The 18488-nt window shown below is 65.9% G+C and carries 15 protein-coding genes; 9 read left to right on the top strand and 6 right to left on the bottom strand.

Annotated features, from left to right (window positions below; genetic code table 11):
* Positions 1–10: 10 nt before the first annotated feature.
* Positions 11–883 carry a hypothetical protein gene (locus tag ACKTSM_RS11880; RefSeq protein ID WP_407874860.1) on the bottom strand — a complete coding sequence of 291 codons (873 nt, stop codon included), beginning with the start codon at positions 881–883 and terminating at the stop codon, positions 11–13.
* Positions 883–3324, bottom strand: a complete 2442-nt coding sequence (locus ACKTSM_RS11875) for a cyclic nucleotide-binding domain-containing protein (protein ID WP_407876365.1) — start codon at positions 3322–3324, stop codon at positions 883–885. The genes ACKTSM_RS11880 and ACKTSM_RS11875 overlap by 1 nt, the downstream gene beginning before the upstream one ends.
* Positions 3325–3481: 157 nt before the next feature.
* On the opposite strand from ACKTSM_RS11875, the gene ACKTSM_RS11870 reads away from it, so the two are divergent.
* Complete coding sequence (locus ACKTSM_RS11870) at positions 3482–4456, top strand: tetratricopeptide repeat protein (protein ID WP_407874859.1); 975 nt, start codon at positions 3482–3484, stop codon at positions 4454–4456.
* A 94-nt stretch (positions 4457–4550) separates the two neighbouring features.
* On the opposite strand, the gene gdhA is transcribed toward ACKTSM_RS11870, so the two are convergent.
* A complete protein-coding gene (gene gdhA / locus ACKTSM_RS11865) occupies positions 4551–5906 on the bottom strand; it encodes an NADP-specific glutamate dehydrogenase (RefSeq protein WP_407874858.1) in 1356 nt (451 codons plus the stop codon).
* Positions 5907–6096: 190 nt separating this feature from the next.
* A complete protein-coding gene (locus ACKTSM_RS11860) occupies positions 6097–6435 on the bottom strand; it encodes a tRNA-binding protein (RefSeq protein ID WP_407874857.1) in 339 nt (112 codons plus the stop codon).
* Between the two features lie 118 nt (positions 6436–6553).
* Here ACKTSM_RS11860 and acs point away from each other — a divergent pair, with 118 nt between their 5' ends.
* The 6 genes from acs to ACKTSM_RS11830 are packed head-to-tail and all read left to right on the top strand — an operon-like array spanning position 6554 to position 14161.
* Complete coding sequence (gene acs, locus ACKTSM_RS11855; RefSeq protein WP_407874856.1) at positions 6554–8479, top strand: acetate--CoA ligase; 1926 nt, start codon at positions 6554–6556, stop codon at positions 8477–8479.
* 7 nt (positions 8480–8486) lie between these two features.
* Entirely contained in the window at positions 8487–9590 is a 1104-nt protein-coding gene (locus ACKTSM_RS11850) for an FAD-dependent oxidoreductase (RefSeq protein WP_407874855.1), read from the top strand.
* 56 nt (positions 9591–9646) lie between these two features.
* The gene (locus tag ACKTSM_RS11845) at positions 9647–11788 is read left to right on the top strand and encodes an FAD-dependent oxidoreductase (RefSeq protein ID WP_407874854.1); all 2142 of its coding nucleotides are present in this window, start codon (positions 9647–9649) and stop codon (positions 11786–11788) included.
* 31 nt (positions 11789–11819) lie between these two features.
* The gene (locus ACKTSM_RS11840; RefSeq protein WP_407874853.1) at positions 11820–12251 is read left to right on the top strand and encodes a hypothetical protein; all 432 of its coding nucleotides are present in this window, start codon (positions 11820–11822) and stop codon (positions 12249–12251) included.
* 18 nt (positions 12252–12269) lie between these two features.
* Positions 12270–13559 carry a NupC/NupG family nucleoside CNT transporter gene (locus tag ACKTSM_RS11835; RefSeq protein ID WP_407874852.1) on the top strand — a complete coding sequence of 430 codons (1290 nt, stop codon included), beginning with the start codon at positions 12270–12272 and terminating at the stop codon, positions 13557–13559.
* Entirely contained in the window at positions 13559–14161 is a 603-nt protein-coding gene (locus tag ACKTSM_RS11830) for a CDP-alcohol phosphatidyltransferase family protein (RefSeq protein ID WP_407874851.1), read from the top strand. The genes ACKTSM_RS11835 and ACKTSM_RS11830 overlap by 1 nt, the downstream gene beginning before the upstream one ends.
* 3 nt (positions 14162–14164) lie before the next feature.
* Here the strand turns inward: ACKTSM_RS11830 and ACKTSM_RS11825 are convergent, their stop codons facing one another.
* Positions 14165–14968: a DUF1499 domain-containing protein gene (locus ACKTSM_RS11825; protein WP_407874850.1), complete on the bottom strand. Its 804-nt coding sequence runs from the start codon at positions 14966–14968 to the stop codon at positions 14165–14167.
* A 94-nt stretch (positions 14969–15062) separates the two neighbouring features.
* Here ACKTSM_RS11825 and ACKTSM_RS11820 point away from each other — a divergent pair, with 94 nt between their 5' ends.
* Positions 15063–15524, top strand: a complete 462-nt coding sequence (locus ACKTSM_RS11820) for a c-type cytochrome (protein ID WP_407874849.1) — start codon at positions 15063–15065, stop codon at positions 15522–15524.
* Position 15525: 1 nt separating this feature from the next.
* Here the strand turns inward: ACKTSM_RS11820 and ACKTSM_RS11815 are convergent, their stop codons facing one another.
* Positions 15526–17211, bottom strand: coding sequence for an ABC transporter permease (locus ACKTSM_RS11815; RefSeq protein ID WP_407874848.1), 1686 nt, complete (start codon positions 17209–17211; stop codon positions 15526–15528).
* Positions 17212–17297: 86 nt separating this feature from the next.
* Between ACKTSM_RS11815 and ACKTSM_RS11810 the strand changes: the two genes are divergently transcribed.
* Entirely contained in the window at positions 17298–18380 is a 1083-nt protein-coding gene (locus ACKTSM_RS11810; RefSeq protein WP_407874847.1) for an ABC transporter ATP-binding protein, read from the top strand.
* The last annotated feature ends 108 nt before the right edge of the window (positions 18381–18488 follow it).

Genomic DNA, 18488 nt, shown 5'->3' with positions numbered 1-18488 from the left:
GTTCCGCTCCTCACCAATAATAGAACACGCTCACGACATGCGCGAGCAAGGCGGCGAGAAGGGCAATCGTCGCCGGGATGTGGATGAACAACCAGATTTCGAGCAAGGCGCGATAACGCAGATGGCGGCGGATCTGGGCGAGCTGGCCGGATCGTCTGACAAGCAGCGTGCGCACCCGTTCCTCGGCGCTGTCGGCTCCCGCGTTCGCGCCTGCAAAGCCGGCAAGAGCGCGCGTGGTGGCGCAGCCGCGATAACTGCCGGTCAACCGGGCGAGCGCCCCGCCGTGAAACACGTCCTGTTCAAGCGCGGCGATGACCCGGTCCGACTGTGCCCGGTCGAGCGGCTGCGCGGCGCTTTCGAGCTGGCGGTCGAGCGCGGTCAGGGCCTCGAGCATCTGGGCGCGGGTCATCTCGTTGCGGTTCGAGGACAATGCGCTGGGCAGGGCGGCATAGACGATCACCCCGTAAATCCCGCTCGCAATGACCAGCAGCATCAGCGCATAGGCGAGAGTGTGGACGTTCCAGCCGATCTGGAAGCCGGTATGCAGCGTGCCCACCACCACCAGCGCGAGGCCGAGATAGACATGCGCGCTGGTCCAGGCCTTGAGGCTCCAGCGGCCATCGGTGATCTTGCGCTTGCGGATGCCGAGCAGCGCGAGCCACACGATCAGCAACAGCCCGATCGTGCCGAGCGTATAGCCATACCAGCTGCCGCCATTGGGGCGCGGTTCCTGGTCGATCATCAGGTAGCCGAGCCCGCTCGCCATGCTCAACACCAGCGCGATCCAGAGCCAGCGGAACTTCCTGTGCCTGAGAAAGCTCACATGATCGGCATCGCGTCGCCGCTCGTCCTGCGAATACCGGTTGTTTGCCGCGCTCGCCATCAGCTGTCGATGTCCTCGGTCAGCTTTGTGAAGGTCAGGAACTTGTCGGGCGAGACGCGGATCGCCGCGCCCGTCGGGCAGGCACGCACGCAAGCCGGGCCGCCCTTGATCCCGGAACACATGTCACACTTGATCGCCTGTTTGGGCTGTTCGGGATCGCCATGCTCCTTGCGCCAGGAATAGGACGCCTCGCCCGGACCCGGCCCGGCACCGAACAGCAGCCAGGAAAACAGCGAGGGCTTTTTCGGCGGCTTGGGGTCCATCCGGATCACGCCATAGGGGCAGTTGCGCTGGCAATTGCCGCAGCCGATGCAGGTGTCGTCGATCACAACTTCGCCATCAGGCCCGCGCTTGATCGCGTTGGGCGGGCAATCGGCCATGCAATGCGGGTGCTCGCAATGGCGGCATGAAGTCGGCACGTGCAGGTGGGCATAAGTGCGACCCGCCTCGCGATCGAGCCGCGAGAGCCCTTCATGCGCATCGGCGCAGGCCCTTTCGCAATTGTCGCAGCCCACGCACAGCTTTTCGTCGATCAGCAGCACGTCGGTGGCCTCGCCAAGCCCTTCGTCGACGAGGAATTGCGCGGTTTCCGAATATAGATCGACCACGTCCTCGAACTGGTCCTTGCGGCTTTCGATGAAGGCGTTGGTCTTGCGCCGACCTTCCATTTCGGCGAGCGCTTTCTCGCGCAGGGCCGGGTTCCGGTCGAGAAGTTTCGCAAATCTGTCGCCGGGCAGGCGGATCGCCTCGGACTTGACCGCGGCCTTGACCGTGGCGGTGCGGCTCGACCCGTCGATCGCCGCCATTTCGCCGACATAGCTGCCAGCCGGAAGGTAGGAGAGGAAGACCGGGCGCCCGCCAATATCCTTTTCCACGATCATCGAGCCGCGGCGGATGATGTAGACTTCTTGGTCATCGGCGCCTTCCTCGATCAGGACCTGGCCCGCGCGCAATTCCATGATCTCGGCCGCCTCGACCAGAGGGGCGATGTCCTGCGGGGTCAGGCCAGAACCGAACATCTGAAGCAATTGCCGTTCGATCGCGATCCGGTTTACCGCATCGGCCGCTTCGGGCGAGGTCGCGATCAGCTTGAGCGCGGCATTGCGAGACAATTCGATTGCGACCACCTGGTCTGCCGCGCGGATGGTCGAGCCGCGCCTCCGGCCCGAGATCAGCCCGACCTCGCCGAAGATCGAGCCCTGTTCGATCGGAACCGTGACAGAGGGATCGTTAGGATTGATCTCGACCGCGACCGAACCCTGCGCGATCGCGAACATCGAGGAGCCGGGTTCGTTGCGGCGGAAGATCACATCGCCCGGCTCGTAATAGTGGACGGTCGAATCGAGCATCAGCTCGCGCAATTGCAGCGGCGACAACCCGGCAAAGATCGCGACATTGCCGCCGAACACGTCCAGCCAGTGATCGACCGGGTGATCGCCGGGAAGCACCGCGAACTTCTCGCTCAGGATCGGCTCGTCCGCGGGTTTGAGGTCGGTGTTCCCGTTGAGGAACTCGATGACGTCATAGCCCTGGTTCATGCAGTGCTTGATCAGCGGATAACCTGCAAGCGCGCCGATCACGTGGATGCCGGGCACGGTGGTCTCGAAGGCCGGGGAAAGCTTGGGAAAGGCGCCGCGTTCCTCGCTGGTGAAGGCGATCCCCATGGCCTCGACAAAGCCGCGCGGAGGCTGAGAACCGGTGCGCGCGATGATCCGGTCGCAGCGGATCGTTTCCTCGCCGTCGCGGGTCTCGAGCACCATTTCACCGTCGCGCACTTCCTTGGGACTGGTCTCGCGCCGCACGCTGATCCGGCCGTCACGCTCGGCCTCCTCGAGAAGCGCGACATTGGCTGCCTTGGCGCGCGCGAAACTGTCGCGCCGGTTGAGGATGGTCACCACGTTGCGCTGGGCATCGTCGGCGGCAAGGCCGAGCGCGTTCTCGATCCCGGCGTCGCCCGAACCGACCACGGTGATGTGCTCGTCGAAATATTCTCCCGGATCGTCGAGCTGGTACTGGATCATCTCGTGGTCCGAGCCCGGGCAGCGCAGCATGTTTGGGTTGCCCTGAGTTCCGATGGCGAGGACGATCGTTTCGGCGCGCACGACCTCGCCATTTTTCAAGGTGATGGTGAAATCGCCCTTGGCGCCTTCGACCTTGGCGACCTCGGCATCGAGTTTCACGTTGATTTCGTAAGTCGGCAGATCGTCTTCGCAAGGCGGGATGCGGTCATCGGCGATGCCGCAATGCTTGTTCCAGATGCCGAGGATCGTCTCGCGCTTGCCCGCATCGAACAGCATGTCCGAGCGCAGCACCAGGTTCGAGGGCGTCGCCATGACGTGCTTGCCCTTCTGGTACTTGAAAATCGTGTCCGAGATATGGTCGGTTTTCTCGAGCAGGACATGGCTCATGCCCAGCGCCGCAGCGCGCCCGGCCGCGCTCATCCCCGCAGGTCCGGAGCCAACGATGGCGACTTTGAACAAGTCCGGCAATCCACCCCCCCTTTGGACAGATTAAAGCACGCGCGAACAGCATAAGCAAAGCGCGGTCCAATACCAGCGTGAATTGCCGTATCCCGCGCTGCTTGCTAGACCGAATGCGATGGATTCAGATCAGAACAGGCCCGGCCATGCCGCGGCGGCAGGCGCTGGCGGGCGCGGATCGAAAGCGGGCTGGGTGCTGCTCGCGGCAGCGGCGGTGCTCGCCGCCGGGTCGGTGGGTTTCAATGCCTATGGCCCGGACGAGGCAGCCCCGCGCGAGCAAAGCGATGAGGCCGGTCCGGCCTCGATCGCGCAGTTGCGCGCCGCGGCCGAACGCGCCGGCAACGATGCGCAGGCGTGGAGCGAGCTTGCTTTTGCCCATTTCGAACGCGGCGAATACGGCGAGAGCGCCGCCGCATACGAGCGCGCGGTAGCGATCGAGTCAGACGAGGCCGTGCTGTGGTCGGCGCTCGGCGAAGCGCGGGTCTTTGCCAGCGAGCGCGATCCGTTGCCGCCACAGGCGCTCGAAGCCTTCGAACGAGCGCTGGCACTCGACCCGGGCGATCCGCGGGCGCGCTATTTCATGGCGGTCAGGAAAGACATTGCCGACGATCACCAGGGCGCGATCAGCGATTGGCTCGCGCTCCTCGCCGATACGCCGCCCGGCGCCCCGTGGGAGCGCGACCTCGTGCGCACGATCGAGCAGGTCGCGGCGATAAACGACATCGATGTCAGCCAGCGCCTTTCGACGGTGATCGAGGGACGCCCGGCCATGGCGGCCGTGCCGGGGGCGGGACCGGTCGCGGGCGCTGCCGCCTCTTCGAACCTGCGCGGCCCCACCGCTCAGCAGATAGCCGAAGCGAGCCGGCTTGCCCCGAGCGAGCAGCAGCAGATGGTCGCCGGAATGGTGGCAAGCCTCGAGGCGCGGCTGCAGGACGAGCCAGACAATCTCGATGGCTGGGTGATGCTGATGCGCAGCCGGATGACCTTGGGCGAACCCGACAAGGCCCGCGCCGCCCTTTCGGCAGCGATCGCGGCCAATCCCGGCGAAGAAGCCGAATTGCATCGGCAGGCAGGACAGCTCGGCATCCGCTAGCGCGAGCGCAAGATCGCAATGCACGGCAAAAGGGGCCCGCCCTTTCAGGCGCGCTCCATGTCACCTTGCGGTCAGGCGAGCGGACCGGGTCCGTTCAGACCACGCCGAATGCGAGCATGGCATCGGCGACCTTCTTGAAGCCGGCGATATTCGCGCCCTTCACATAGTCGACATAGCCATCGCCCTTGTCGCCATATTCGACGCACTTTCCGTGGATGCCTTCCATGAGCTCGGTAAGCATTTCGCCGAGCCGTTCGTGGTTCCAGCTGATCCGCTCGGAATTCTGGCTCATCTCGAGACCCGAGACCGCGACCCCGCCCGCATTGGCAGCCTTGCCGGGACCATACATCAGCTTGGCATCGTGGAAGACCTTCACGCCTTCGAGCGTGGTTGGCATGTTGGCGCCTTCGGACACCGCTTTGCAGCCATTGTCTACCAGCGTGCGCGCCTCTTGCTCGTTGAGCTCGTTCTGGGTCGCGCATGGCAGTGCGAGGTCGCACGGAACGCCCCAGGGGCGCTCGCCCTCGTGGAATTCGGCGCCGGGGAACTCGTCGACATAGTCCTTGATCCGGCCGCGCGTATGGGTCTTGTGGTGCTTGACCCAGTTGATCTTCTCCTGATCGATCCCGGCGGGATCGTGGATAAAGCCGCCCGAATCCGACAGGGTCAGCACCTTGCCTCCGAGCTGAGTGATCTTTTCGGCGGCGTGGGTGGCGACATTGCCCGAACCCGAGATCACCGCGTTATGACCCGCGACATCCATGCCGCGATGCTTCAGCATGTTCTCGAGGAAATAGACCGCGCCGTAGCCGGTCGCCTCGGGCCGCATCTGCGAGCCGCCATATTCCTGGCCCTTGCCGGTCAGCACGCCTTCCCAGCGATTGGTGATGCGCTTGTACTGGCCGAACATGTAGCCGATCTCGCGCGCGCCCACGCCGATATCGCCGGCCGGCACATCGGTATCGGGACCGATATGGCGATAGAGCTCGGTCATGAAGCTCTGGCAGAACCGCATCACCTCGGCATCGGACTTGCCCTTGGGATTGAAGTTCGCGCCGCCTTTCCCGCCGCCCATCGGCAGGCCGGTGAGCGAGTTCTTGAAGGTCTGTTCGAACGCGAGGAATTTCAGCACGCTTTCGGTGACGCTGGGATGGAACCGGATGCCGCCCTTGTAGGGGCCGATCGCGTTGTTGTTCTGGACCCGCCAGCCGCGCTGAACGCGGATATTGTGGTTGTCGTCTTCCCAGCACACACGGAAGGAGATCACCCGATCAGGCTCGGCGATCCGGCGCAGGATCTGCGCCTCGTGATATTCTTCCTTGTCCTCGATGAACTCGAAGATGTCCTGCGCCACCTCGTGGACCGCCTGGATGAATTCGGTCTGGCCCGGATTGCGCTTCTTCACGCCCTCCATGAAGTGCCCAAGCCCTACGTGATCGGAAACCGCCATCGTTCATTCCCCCCTCTTGCCGGCCACGCGCCTGCCATGCGGGCAGCGCTGCAGCCTGAACGCACTTGTATCCCTTTAAAGCCGCCTCGGCGCAAGGTCGATCGCCTCCGGGGTGGATGCGGCGCGGAGGGAGCGGCCCGGACCCGCATATGCCGCGCCGGATCGACCTGCGATTTTCAGCGCGCCCGGTTCAGCACAGCCGCGCCCCGTCGGGCACCGCTCTGTCGGGCGCGGCGAGCACGATCGCGCCGTCCTCGTCGGCAAAGCCCAGCACCAGCACTTCGGACATGAACGGCCCGATCTGGCGCGGTGGGAAATTGACCACGCCCATCACCTTGCGCCCGACGAGCGCATCGCAATCATAATGGTCGGTGATCTGAGCCGAGCTTTTCTTCACCCCGATCCCGTCGCCGAAATCGACGCGCAGCTTGATCGCGGGCTTGCGCGCCTCGGGAAAGGGTTCGGCCGCGATCACCGTGCCCGCGCGGATATCGACCGCCATGAACTGATCGAAGGTAATCGTTTCCAAGCCCGTGTCTCCCTGCCTTGGTTTGTGCCCCGGCCTTTGCGACGCGCCAAGCGCGCCGTGCAAAACCATGGACAGGCCACCCTTGCGCCACTTACACAGCGAGGCAAGGAGATCATTGATGAGCGATTTCGTCCAGCGTCCCGGCGCCCTGGAACACACGCATTGCACAGCTGAACAATATCGCAGGCTTTACCAGAATTCGCTCGCCGATCCCGACCGGTTCTGGCTCGACCAGGCGGGCCGGCTCGACTGGTTCGTCGCACCCAGGACCGGCGGCAACTGGTCCTATGACCCGGTCGAGATCAAGTGGTTCGAAGATGGCACCACCAATCTGTGCCACAACGCGGTCGACCGCCATCTCAATGCGCGCGGCGACCAGCCCGCGATCATCTTCGAGCCCGACGATCCGGCAAGCCCTTCGCGCACGCTCAGCTATGCGCAATTGTTCGTAGAGGTCATCCAGATGGCCAATGCGCTCAAGGCCATCGGGGTCAGGCGCGGCGACCGGGTGACGATCTACATGCCCAACATCGTCGAGGGCGTGACCGCCATGCTCGCCTGCGCGCGGATCGGCGCGATCCATTCGGTGGTGTTCGGCGGCTTCTCGCCCGAGGCGCTGGCAGGCCGGCTGACCGATTGCGACAGCCGCTTCATCGTCACCGCCGACCAAGCGGTGCGCGGGACCAAGCCCGTGCCGCTCAAGGCCAATGTCGATGCCGCGCTCGAACGCGAGGGCGTCAATGTCGAAAGCGTTCTGGTGATCCGCCATACCGGTGCCGACATCACCATGGCCGAAGGACGCGATCACTGGTTCCACGCGGTTGCCAGCGACGATGACGTGCCGTGCGAGCCAATGGCAGCAGAAGACCCGCTTTTCATCCTCTATACTTCGGGATCGACCGGCAAGCCCAAGGGCGTGCTGCACACCACCGGCGGCTACGGGGTGTGGGCGGCGACCACCTTCCATTACATCTTCGACTATCGGCAGGGCGAGACCTATTGGTGCACCGCCGATATAGGCTGGGTCACCGGTCATAGTTACATCGTTTACGGCCCGCTTATGAACGGGGCTACAAGCCTCGTGTTCGAGGGCGTTCCCAACCATCCCGATTTCGGGCGCTTCTGGGACGTTGTGGACAAGCACCAGGTCAATATCCTCTACACCGCGCCGACCGCGATCCGCGCGCTGATGCGCGAGGGTGACCAGTTCGTGACCAGCCGTTCGCGCGCCTCGCTCCGCCTGCTCGGCAGCGTCGGCGAACCGATCAATCCCGAGGCCTGGCGCTGGTATTACGAGGTAGTGGGCGAAAGCCGCTGCCCGATCATCGACACCTGGTGGCAGACCGAGACCGGCGGCTGCATGATCACCACCCTGCCGGGCGCGCACGACATGAAGCCGGGCAGTGCGGGCTTGCCCATGTTCGGGGTGCGACCCGAGCTTGTCGATGCCGAGGGCGGCGTGCTCGAAGGCGAGGCCGAAGGCAATCTGTGTATCACGGCCAGCTGGCCGGGCCAGGCGCGCAGCGTCTATGGCGATCACGAACGCTTCGTCCAGACCTATTTCTCGACCTATCCGGGCAAGTATTTCACCGGGGATGGCTGCCGGCGCGACAGCGATGGCTATTACTGGATCACCGGGCGGGTCGACGACGTGATCAATGTCTCGGGCCACCGCATGGGCACCGCCGAGGTCGAGAGCGCGCTGGTGCTCCACGACAAGGTGGCAGAGGCCGCGGTGGTCGGATATCCGCACGATATCAAGGGGCAGGGAATCTATTGCTACGTCACGCTCAATGCTGGCGAGGACGGGTCCGAGGCGCTCGAAGCCGAGCTGCGCCAGCATGTCCGCCGCGAGATCGGGCCGATCGCGACACCTGACCGCATCCAGTTCACCGATGGCCTGCCCAAGACGCGTTCGGGCAAGATCATGCGGCGCATCCTGCGCAAGGTCGCCGAGGACGATTACGGATCGCTCGGCGATACCTCGACCCTCGCTGATCCGAGCCTCGTCGAACGCCTGATCGCAGGCCGCCGCGATAGCTGAGCGGGCGATGAGCGCGGGCCACGCGCTGCTGGTCGGCGGCGGACATGCTCATGTCGCGGTGCTCGAGGACTGGATCGCCAACGGCCTGCCCTGCGCAAGCGCCAGCGTGCTCAGCCCTGATCCGCTCCTCCATTATTCGGGCATGGTGCCCGGGGTGATCGCGAGGCGATACCGGAAAAGCGAGGGGACAGTCGAAATCGCCGCTCTCGCCGAACGCGCCGGCGCGCGCTACATAGCCGGGCGTTGCGTCGCGATCGATCCCGATGCGCGCGAGGTCCGCATGGAGGGCGGACAGGCGCTCGAATTCGACATCGCCTCGCTCGACACCGGTGGGGTCTCTGCCGCCGAACGGGTGCTGGGACACGACGACCGCATCGTCGCAGTCCGCCCCATCGCGCGCTTCGTCGATGATCTCGGGCGTGTGCTCGCGCGGCGCGAGCCGTGCCGGATCGCGGTTGTCGGCGGCGGCGCTGGCGGGGTCGAGCTCGCCTTTGCCCTGCGCAACGGCGATGGCGGGGATGCGGTAACTCTTGTGACCGGCGCAGGCGGCCTGCTGCCAGACCATGCACCGGCGGCAAGGCGGCTTGCGGCGCGCGAATTGCTACGCCAGAGAATCGCGATTGCCAGCGCCGATGCGCGGATCGAAAACGGCGAGCTGAGCGCCGGACCGGCAAGCCTTGAGCCTGTCGAACTGATCGTGCCCGCGCTCGGAAGCGATCCGCCGCACTGGCTGGGCAAGAGCACTCTGGCCTGTGACGAGGCGGGTTTCGTTTCGGTCGATGCCCACCAGCGCTCTATCTCGCACCCGTTCGTCTTCGCTGCGGGCGATGTCGCGGCGCGATTGGACTGGCCGGTGCCGCGCTCGGGTGTTCACGCGGTGAAGGCAGGCCCGGTGCTGGCGGCCAATCTGCGCGCGCTGTGCGAGGGCAGGGAGCCTCTCGCATCGCACAAGGCGCGCCGTGCGCATCTCTATCTGATGGCAACCGGCAGGGGCGAGGCGATCGCGAGTTTCGGCCCGTTCGCGGCACAGGGCCGCTGGCTTGCAGCATTGAAGCACGGCATCGACACGCGCTGGATTGCGCATTACGCCGATCTGGCACGCGGCGCGTAACCATTCGCTTGGCGCAAGCGAACAGGGGGACAGCCGGCGATGGAGCAGGGGACAAGATGACCAGAAAGCTCGCAATCCTTGCAGCGCTCGCAGCGCTCGTGGCTGCCTATTTCGCTTTCGATCTCGGCGCTTACCTGACGCTTGACGGGATTCGCGCGGTCGCCAGCGATGCCGCCGCCTTCCAGGACGCGAACCCGGTGTTGGTGATCGCGGTCTTCTTCGCCATTTATGTCGCGGTCACCGCTGCCTCGCTTCCTGGCGCGGCGATCATGACCCTTGCGGCGGGCGCATTGTTCGGGCTGTTCGCAGGCACCCTGATCGTGTCCTTCGCATCGACGCTCGGCGCGACTCTGGCCTTCCTGTCATCGCGCTATGTCCTGCGCGACAGCATCGAGGCGCGCTTTGCCGACCGCCTGCGGGCCATCAACGAAGGGCTGGAGCGCGACGGGGCGTTTTACCTGTTCACCCTGCGGATGATCCCGCTCATCCCGTTCTTCGTGATCAACCTCGTGATGGGTCTGACCCGCATGAAGACCTGGACATTCGCCTGGGTGAGCCAGATCGGCATGCTTTTGGGCACCATCGTCTATGTCAATGCTGGCACCCAGCTCGCGCAGATCGAGAGCACTTCGGGCCTGCTTTCGCCGCTTCTGATCGGCAGTTTCGTCCTGCTTGCGATCGTGCCGTGGATCGCCAAGGCGATTGTCGGCGCGATCCGCCGCCGCCGCGTTTACAGGGGCTATGACCGGCCGCGAAGCTATGACCGCAACCTGGTGGTGATCGGCGCGGGTTCGGCGGGGCTCGTCTCGGCCTATATCGCCGCCACGGTCAAGGCCAGGGTGACGCTGGTCGAGGCGAGGGAAATGGGCGGCGATTGCCTCAATACCGGCTGCGTGCCCTCCAAGGCGCTGATCAAGAGCGCGCGGGTCGCGGCCACGATGCGCCATGCCGACCGCTACGGGCTGGACCCGGTCGAGCCGCGTGTCCCCTTTGGCGCGGTGATCGCGCGGGTGATGGAGGCAATCAAAACGATCGAGCCGCATGACAGCGTCGAACGCTACGAGGGGCTCGGGGTCGACGTGATCAAGGGTCATGCCCGCATCATCGATCCGTGGCGGGTGGCGATCACCTGCGACGATGGCTCGGAGCAGGTGCTCACCACCCGCGCGATCATCATCGCCAGCGGCGCCGAGCCGGTGGTCCCCCCGATCGATGGTATCGAAGACAGCGGTTATCTCACCAGCGAGACCATGTGGCAGGCATTCGCGCAGATGGACCTGCCGCCGCGCCGGGTCGTCCTCTTGGGCGGAGGCCCGATCGGCTGCGAGATCGCCCAGGCGCTCGCGCGGCTCGGCTCGACCGTTACCCTAGTCGAGATGGAAGACCGCCTGCTCGGACGCGAAGACGCCGAGGTCAGCGATCTCGCCCAAGAGGTGCTCGAACGCGACGGGGTCACCGTGCTCACCGGGCACAAGGCGGTGCGGGTAGCGCACGAGACGCTCTATGCCGAGCATTCGGGCGGCGAGGCGGCGATTGACTTTGACAGGCTGATCGTCGCGGTCGGGCGAAAGGCGCGCCTGTCCGGCTTCGGGCTCGAGGAGCTCGGCGTCGAGACCGACAAGACCGTCGTCACCGACGAATTCCTAGCGACGAAATATCCCAATATCCTCGCCGCGGGCGATGTCGCCGGGCCTTACCAGTTCACTCACACCGCCAGCCACCAGGCCTGGTATGCCAGCGTCAACGCATTGTTCGGCCAGTTCCGAAAGTTTCGCACCGATTACCGCGTCATTCCCGCGGTCACCTTCCTCGACCCCGAATTCGCGCGCGTCGGCCTCAACGAGCGCGAGGCGGAGGAGCAAGGCGTCGCCTACGAGGTCACCCGCTACGACCTCGACGATCTCGACCGCGCCATCTGCGAAAGCGAGACCACCGGTTTCGTCAAGGTGCTGACCAGGCCCGGCAGGGACACAATTCTGGGGGCCACCATCGTAGGCAATCACGCAGGCGAATTGCTGGCCGAATACGTGCTGGCGATGAAGCAGAAGATCGGGCTCGACGCGATCCTCGGCACGATCCATTCCTACCCGACCATGGCCGAGGCGAACAAATATGCCGCGGGCAACTGGAAACGCGCGAACAAGCCTGAATGGCTGCTCGACCTGGTTGGCAGATATCATAGCTGGCGGCGCGGCTGATCCGCGCCTGTCTGACACGAGGGAAAGACCAATGCTCAAGGAAATATCGCTTTTGATCATGCGGATCGGCACCGGCCTGCTGCTGGTGGTCTGGGGGCTGGTGCGGGTGGTCGGCGAACGCGGCACGATGCTGGCCGACAAATATTATGACGGGCTGGCTTCGCAGGCGCTGATGCAGGCCGCCTTTGGCTGGCTCGAAATCGCGCTCGGCCTGCTGGTCGTGATCGGCCTCCTGCGCCGCTACGCGCTGGTCGCCTCGGCTTTCATCCTCGTCGGCGGGGCGCTGCCGATCTGGCGGCATTTCCTCGACCCGTTCGGCGAATATCTCCACGAGGACGCCAATATCCTCTTCTTTCCCTCGATCACCGTGGCCGGCGCTGCTTTGGCGCTGATCGCGTTCCGCGAATTCGACCGCTTCGCGCTCGACAACCTCATCGCCTCGCGCCGCGCTGCGGCGGACTGAGCGGAAAGGCACGAGGCGGTGGAATGGTTCGATCAGCTGCGCCCGATCCTGGGGCTGTTCGCGCTCGTCGCGGCGGCTCTCGCGCTGAGCGAGGACCGCAAGCTGCGCCCCTCGTGGCGCTGGATCGCGGGCGCGCTCGCGCTTCAGGGGGCGCTGGCTCTGCTGATTGTGCGGGTGCCGCCGGTCTGGGAGGCGGTGACGCTTGCCAATAAGGGGGTTGCCGCGATCGAGCGCGCGACGCTTGCCGGATCGTCCTACATGTTCGGCTATCTCGGCGGGGCGGAGCTTCCCTTCGCGCTCAGGCCTGGCGCCGATGCGCCGCTGGTGATCGCGTTCCAGATCCTTCCGCTGGTGATCGTCTTTTCCGCTCTGGCAGCGCTTCTGTGGCACTGGGGCGTGCTGCGCTGGCTGGTCAACGGGCTGTCCTTCCTGCTGCGAAAATCGCTCGGAGTGAGCGGGGTCGTGGGATTGTCGGGCGGGGCCAACATGTTTCTCGGCGTGGTCGAGAGCCCGCTGGTGGTGCGCGCCTATTTCACCCGGATGAGCCGGGCCGAACTTTTCCAGGTCATGGTGCTTGCAATGGCGACGATTTCGGGGGCGATCCTGATCCTCTACGCCACCACCTTGCGCGCGGTGGTGCCCGATGCGGTCGGCCACATGATCGCCGCCTCGCTGGTCTCGCTTCCCGCCGCATTGCTCATCGCGCGGCTTATGGTCCCGCAAGTGGCGGGCGAGGGCGCGCAGGCGACCGATACCGATGGCGACGACCCGGGCCTCAAATACGAAAGCAGCGTCGATGCCATCGTCAAGGGCACGATGGACGGGATGCAATTGTTCCTCGCGGTTATCGCGGTGATCATCGTGGTCTTCGCGCTCGTCTCGCTTGTCGACCAGGTGCTCGCGCTGTTGCCATTGGTCGGCGATGAACCGCTCACGCTCAAGCGCGTGTTCGGCTGGGTGCTCGCGCCTGTCATGTGGCTGATCGGGGTGCCCTGGGCCGAAGCGCAGGCGGCGGGCGGTTTGATGGGGACCAAGGCGGTGCTCAACGAATACGTCGCCTATCTCGAACTCGCCGCTCTGCCCGATGGCACGCTGGGCGCACGCAGCCTGCTGATCGTGACCTATGCTCTGTGCGGGGTGGCGAACCTAGCGAGCCTGGGGCTGCTCGTCTCGACCATCGGCACGCTCTGTCCGGAACGCCGCGCCGAGGCTGCGGGATTGGGGATGAAGAGCTGGATCGCGGGCAATATCGCCACCGCAATGACGGGTGCGTGGATCGGGCTTCTCACCTGGGGCAGCGCGGCCTGATGTTCGATGCCAGGCTTCGCCCGCTGATCGACCCGCCGCTCAATGCCGCTGGCCGCGCCCTGGCCGCCATGGGCGTTTCTGCCAATGCGCTGACGCTGGCAGGGCTCCTCATCGGGCTAGGGGCGGCCTTCGCTGCGGCGCATGGACAGTTTCTCGCCGCGCTCGCCTTCATCCTCGCCAACAGGGTGCTCGACGGGCTCGACGGGGCAGTGGCGCGGGTGCGCGGACCGAGCGCGCTGGGCGGTTATTTCGACATCGTGGCCGATTTCGCCTTCTACGTGTCGATCCCGGTCGGCTTCGGAATATACGCAAGCGAGAACACGCTGCCCGCGCTCGTGCTCACGGCCAGCTTCGTGCTCACCGGGGTCAGCTTCCTGGCATTTGCGGTAATCGCGGCCGAGCGCGGCGAGACGACCGAGGCGCATGGGAGCAAGAGTTTTTTCTATTCCACCGGCCTTGCCGAAGGAGCCGAAACCATCGCGGTCTTCGCCGCGATGTGCCTGTTTCCGCACTGGTTCGGGGTGATCGCCTATGGCTATGCCGCCTTGTGCGCGCTCACCGTCATCCAGCGCAGCGCGCTGGCGATCCGCACCTTCCGATAGTTGTCAGCGCTGGCCGATCTGCGCAGCGACGCGTTCGCGCAATTCGGCGATACGTTCGGCGTTGGCGCCAAGGTCGCTGCGCCCGACCCGGCTGACCGAGCGGAAATCGATTTCCGCCTCGCCGATGCGCGCGACGACATCGTCCTTGAACCCGTACCAGAATGTCTCGGCCACGCCCTCGACCCTACCGGCTTCGGCATCGGTGCGGATATCGGCAAAGCCCATCTGCCCCATGGCTGCGGCGACAGCGGCCACCGCGTCATCGCGGGTCGCACCGCCCAGCGGCAGCGGCGCAAGCTCGGCATAGGTTTCGTTGATGATCTGCGCGTGGCTCTTGATCTTCACCTCGTTGGGGAGCGAGGCAAACATCTCGATCTCGCGCAAGGGGGTCTGGTAATCGTTGAGCGGATTGGCTTCGGCCTGGAGCCGCATCCGCCGCGTCTCGGGCGAGAGTTGCGGGGGATCGGCGGTGTCGGTGGACACGTCGTGAATCGGGTTATCGCCAGCGACCGACCGGGTGGTGACGAACTGCGCAAAGATGATTGCGGGAAGCAGCAGCCCGGCAATCGCGATCCCCAGAGCCACGCGGCTGCGCGGCTTCTTGATCGCCGCCAGGATCAGGGACAACAGCGCGACCAGCGCGGCAAGGCCGAGCACGTAGATGCCCGCCTGAAACGCGAAGAAGCCCAGCCCGATCTGCCAGCTCCACAGTCCGATCTTGGTGCCCAGCGCACCGATCACGAACCACAGCGGGACGATGATGAGAAAGGCGAGGGCGAGCTTGGTGTGCCAGGCGAGGTTTTTCATGGCGCCAGTGTTTAGCGCGCGCGCAGCAATTGGCAATGCGCCTTGATCGCGCCGGCGGCTTGACCGCGCTCAAGGCCGCTTGCAAGAGCGCGCCATGCCTGCCCCTGTCCGCACATCGTTCATTCACCTGTTCGCTTACCTGTCCGCGATCGGCCTTGCCGCTCTAGTCGCAGCGTGCAGTGGGGCCGACGAGTTCGCGCAAGGCGCACCCGATCCGGCGCTTGCCGATGCGGCCTATGGCGAACTGACCGGCGACCCGCGGGCCGGGGCGCGCCTCTTTGCCATGTGCCAGGCTTGCCATTCGCTCGAGCCCGGCGTGATGCGCGCAGGGCCCAGCCTTCACGGCGTCGTCGGGCGCGAGGCGGGAAGCATGGCCGGCTTTGCCTATTCGGATGCCAATGCTGGCGCGACCCATGTCTGGACCGGCGAGGAATTGTTCGCGTTCCTCGCTGCTCCGCGCGACTATATGCCCGGCACCCGCATGGCCTTTTACGGGATCGCCGACCCGCAGCAGCGCGCCGACCTCATCGCCTTTCTCGATCAATCGGGCGAATAGGCTAGGCCCGCCCGCGTCTCTTTTCGCGGGTCAGCAGCAGCACCGGGAGAAGGCCCGCCACGAGCAGGATGAGCGCGGGGACAGAGGCCTCGACCAGCCGTTCATCACTTGCCAGCCGATAGGTCCGGGTGGCCAGGGTTTCCAGGTTGAACGGACGCAGGATCAGCGTCGCCGGCAATTCGCGCAAGGTGTCGATGAACACCAGCGCCGCGGCTGCGGCGAGGCTGGGACTAAGAAGGGGAGCGTAGATCCGCGCCAGCACCCGCGCCGGGCCTGCGCCGAGCGAGCGCGCCGCGGCATCGAGCGAGGGCGGGATCGCCGCCATGCCGCTTTCGAGCGTGTTGTAGGCGACCGTCAGAAACCGCACCGCCAGCGCATAGACGAGCACTGCGCTCGTCCCCGTCAGGATCAAACCGCCCGAATAGCCAAGCGTATCGCGGGCAAAGCGGGTCAGAGCGCCGTCGAGCAGGCCGAGCGGGGCGAGCAATCCGACCGCCAGCAGCGCGCCCGGGAGCGCATAGCCAAGCGTTGCCACCCGGATCGCGGCGCGCGTCGTGTGCGAGGACGATCGCGCCTGGGCAAAGGCCAGCAGCAGTGCGGCCAGGATGCACACCAGCGCCGCGCCAAGGCCGAGCCACAAGCTGCCTTGCGCATATTCGGCGAGCGAGCCGGTCGCCGCGAGCGCGCGCTCGCTCGCCGCCAGCCAGCCGAGCCAGCCCACGGGAATTGCAAAGCCGAGCAGGAGGGGAATGGCGCAGGCAATGACGGCTAGCGCCTTGCCCAGCGGCGACAGCGCCACCAGCGGGGCATCGGAAGCCCGGTCGGGCACCGCTCTTCCCGATGTGCGGCCGCGCCGGGTGCGTGCTTCCAGAACCACCAGCGCGATGACGAAGACCAGCATGAAGGCGGCGAGCTTGAGCGCGCCGGCCTTGTCTCCCATCGCCAGCCAGGTACGGAAAATGCCGGTCGAGAAAGTGGGGATGGCGAAATAATCGGCAACCCCGAAATCGGCGAGCACTTCCATCAGGACCAGCGCCAGCCCGCCCGCGATCCCCGCGCGCGCGCCGGGCAGTGCGACCGTGCGAAAGGCGCGCCACGGCCCTGCTCCAAGGCTGCGCGCGGCAAGAAAGCGGGTGCGTCCCTGCGCTGCGAAACCGGCCCGCGCGAGAAGATAGACATAAGGATAGAGCACGAGGCCGAGGACGAAGGCCCCGCCGCCGAGCGACCGGATCGACGGGAAGGCATAATCGCCCGCCTCCCAGCCGGTGATCGCGCGCAGCCCCGCCTGCACCGGGCCGGAAAAATCGAGCAGGTCGGCATAGAGATAGGCGGCGATATAGGCGGGAAGTGCAAGCGGCAGGACCAGCGCCCAGGAGAATAAGCGCCTACCGGGAAACTGCGCCGCGCTCACCAACCATGCGCATCCGGTCCCGATCACCGCGGCCGTTAGCCCTGCCAGTCCCATGAGGGCGGCGGTGTTGGCGACATAGCGGGGAAGCACGGTGGCCGCGAGATGCCCGACAGCATCGCCGCCACTGTCCAGAGCGGCGAAAAGGATCGCCATGATCGGCAAGGCCGCCAGAGCCGCGACCGCGAGCGCGCCGACGGTCCAGCGATCGGCCCGCCATCCGGCCGCTTCGCGCAGGCGCCAGGCACCCCGCGCGATAAAACCCGCCCGACTCGCCACTGCTTCGGGGCTTGCCTGCGCACGCGGCAATTGCGTAAGGCGCCCTAGCTGCATCGCAGCCGATCCACGCCGGACGGGACAAGTATTTGAGCCTCGAATTTCGTCATATTGCCCATGCTTACGGGGGAGTGCCGGCGCTGCGCGACGTGTCGTTCAACGCGCCGAGCGGAGCGATCACCTGCCTGCTTGGATCGTCGGGCTGCGGAAAGTCAACCTTGCTCGCGCTCGCCGCCGGCCTGCTCGAGGTGCAGTCGGGCACGATCAAACTCGATGGCGAGGTGCTGGCCGATCCGACCCGCCACCCGCCGCCCGAACGCCGCCCGGTGGGGCTGATGTTCCAGGACGGGGCGCTGTTCCCGCACATGACGGTGGCCGAAAATATCGCCTTCGGCATGGCCCCGCGCGACAAGGCAGGGATCGCAGACTGGATCGATCGGGTCAGGCTGTCGGGCAAGGGGAAGCGCTATCCGCACGAGCTTTCGGGCGGCGAACAGCAGCGCGCCGCGCTCGCCCGGGCCATGGCGCACGACCCGCGCGTGCTCCTGATGGACGAGCCCTTCGCCAATATCGACATCGTGCGCCGTCGAAGCCTGCGCGCCGAGTTCCGCGCAATCCTGAAAGCGCGCGGCACGACCACGGTGCTCGTCACCCATGATCCCGACGAAGCGCTCGAACTGGGCGATCACATCGCTCTGGTCGAAGCGGGGCAGGTGACCCAGGCCGGGCCGCCGCAGGCGCTTCTCGAAACCCCTGCGCGCCCGAGTGTCGGGGTGATGCTCGGTAACGGCGTGGTGCTGGCCGCCAGGCCCGAGACACGCGGCGGGCGCACGGTCTTTGCAACCGGGCTCGGCACGTTCGAGCGCGAGGCGATCGGCGGCCAGGTGCCCGAGGGCGAACCTTGCGAGCTGCTTTTCTATCCCGACGCGGTTGGCCTGGTCGCGGCGGAAGCGGGCGAGGGCGATGGCGAGAGCCAGGACGGCGCACTGGCGGTGGTTGATGCGGTCCTTCGCGGTCGGCGCTGGGCGGTCACGCTCGCCAACAGCGCGAGCGACGCGGTCGACGCGGGAGGGCAGCGCATCACCGTGCTCAGCGACGAACCGGTCGACCCGGCCCGGCGCTACCGCCTCGTCCCGCACCGCGCGAGCATGCGCGCTTTCCCCGCGAGCTGAATGCTGGCGCCCGATTGCAGGGCGGGCGGGCCGCAGACAGCGCTTGCAATCGGAAAGATACTATTGCAACGCATTTGCAACAAACTCTGTCACGCCCAAGGATTCTCC

The organism is Qipengyuania nanhaisediminis (assembly GCF_045862805.1).
Classification (GTDB): Bacteria; Pseudomonadota; Alphaproteobacteria; order Sphingomonadales; family Sphingomonadaceae; genus Erythrobacter; species Erythrobacter nanhaisediminis_A.
This window is presented reverse-complemented; position numbering and strand designations above follow the sequence as displayed.

Bases quoted from the DNA above. Each gene is read 5' to 3' on its own strand.
- ACKTSM_RS11880 (WP_407874860.1), bottom strand. From the start codon at position 883: ATGGCGAGCGCGGCAAACAACCGGTATTCGCAGGACGAGCGGCGACGC.
- ACKTSM_RS11875 (WP_407876365.1), bottom strand. From the start codon at position 3,324: ATGAGCGCGGCCGGGCGCGCTGCGGCGCTGGGCATGAGCCATGTCCTG.
- ACKTSM_RS11870 (WP_407874859.1), top strand. From the start codon at position 3,482: ATGGATTCAGATCAGAACAGGCCCGGCCATGCCGCGGCGGCAGGCGCT.
- gdhA (WP_407874858.1), bottom strand. From the start codon at position 5,906: ATGGCGGTTTCCGATCACGTAGGGCTTGGGCACTTCATGGAGGGCGTG.
- acs (WP_407874856.1), top strand. From the start codon at position 6,554: ATGAGCGATTTCGTCCAGCGTCCCGGCGCCCTGGAACACACGCATTGC.
- ACKTSM_RS11850 (WP_407874855.1), top strand. From the start codon at position 8,487: ATGAGCGCGGGCCACGCGCTGCTGGTCGGCGGCGGACATGCTCATGTC.
- ACKTSM_RS11845 (WP_407874854.1), top strand. From the start codon at position 9,647: ATGACCAGAAAGCTCGCAATCCTTGCAGCGCTCGCAGCGCTCGTGGCT.
- ACKTSM_RS11840 (WP_407874853.1), top strand. From the start codon at position 11,820: ATGCTCAAGGAAATATCGCTTTTGATCATGCGGATCGGCACCGGCCTG.
- ACKTSM_RS11830 (WP_407874851.1), top strand. From the start codon at position 13,559: ATGTTCGATGCCAGGCTTCGCCCGCTGATCGACCCGCCGCTCAATGCC.
- ACKTSM_RS11825 (WP_407874850.1), bottom strand. From the start codon at position 14,968: ATGAAAAACCTCGCCTGGCACACCAAGCTCGCCCTCGCCTTTCTCATC.
- ACKTSM_RS11820 (WP_407874849.1), top strand. From the start codon at position 15,063: ATGCCTGCCCCTGTCCGCACATCGTTCATTCACCTGTTCGCTTACCTG.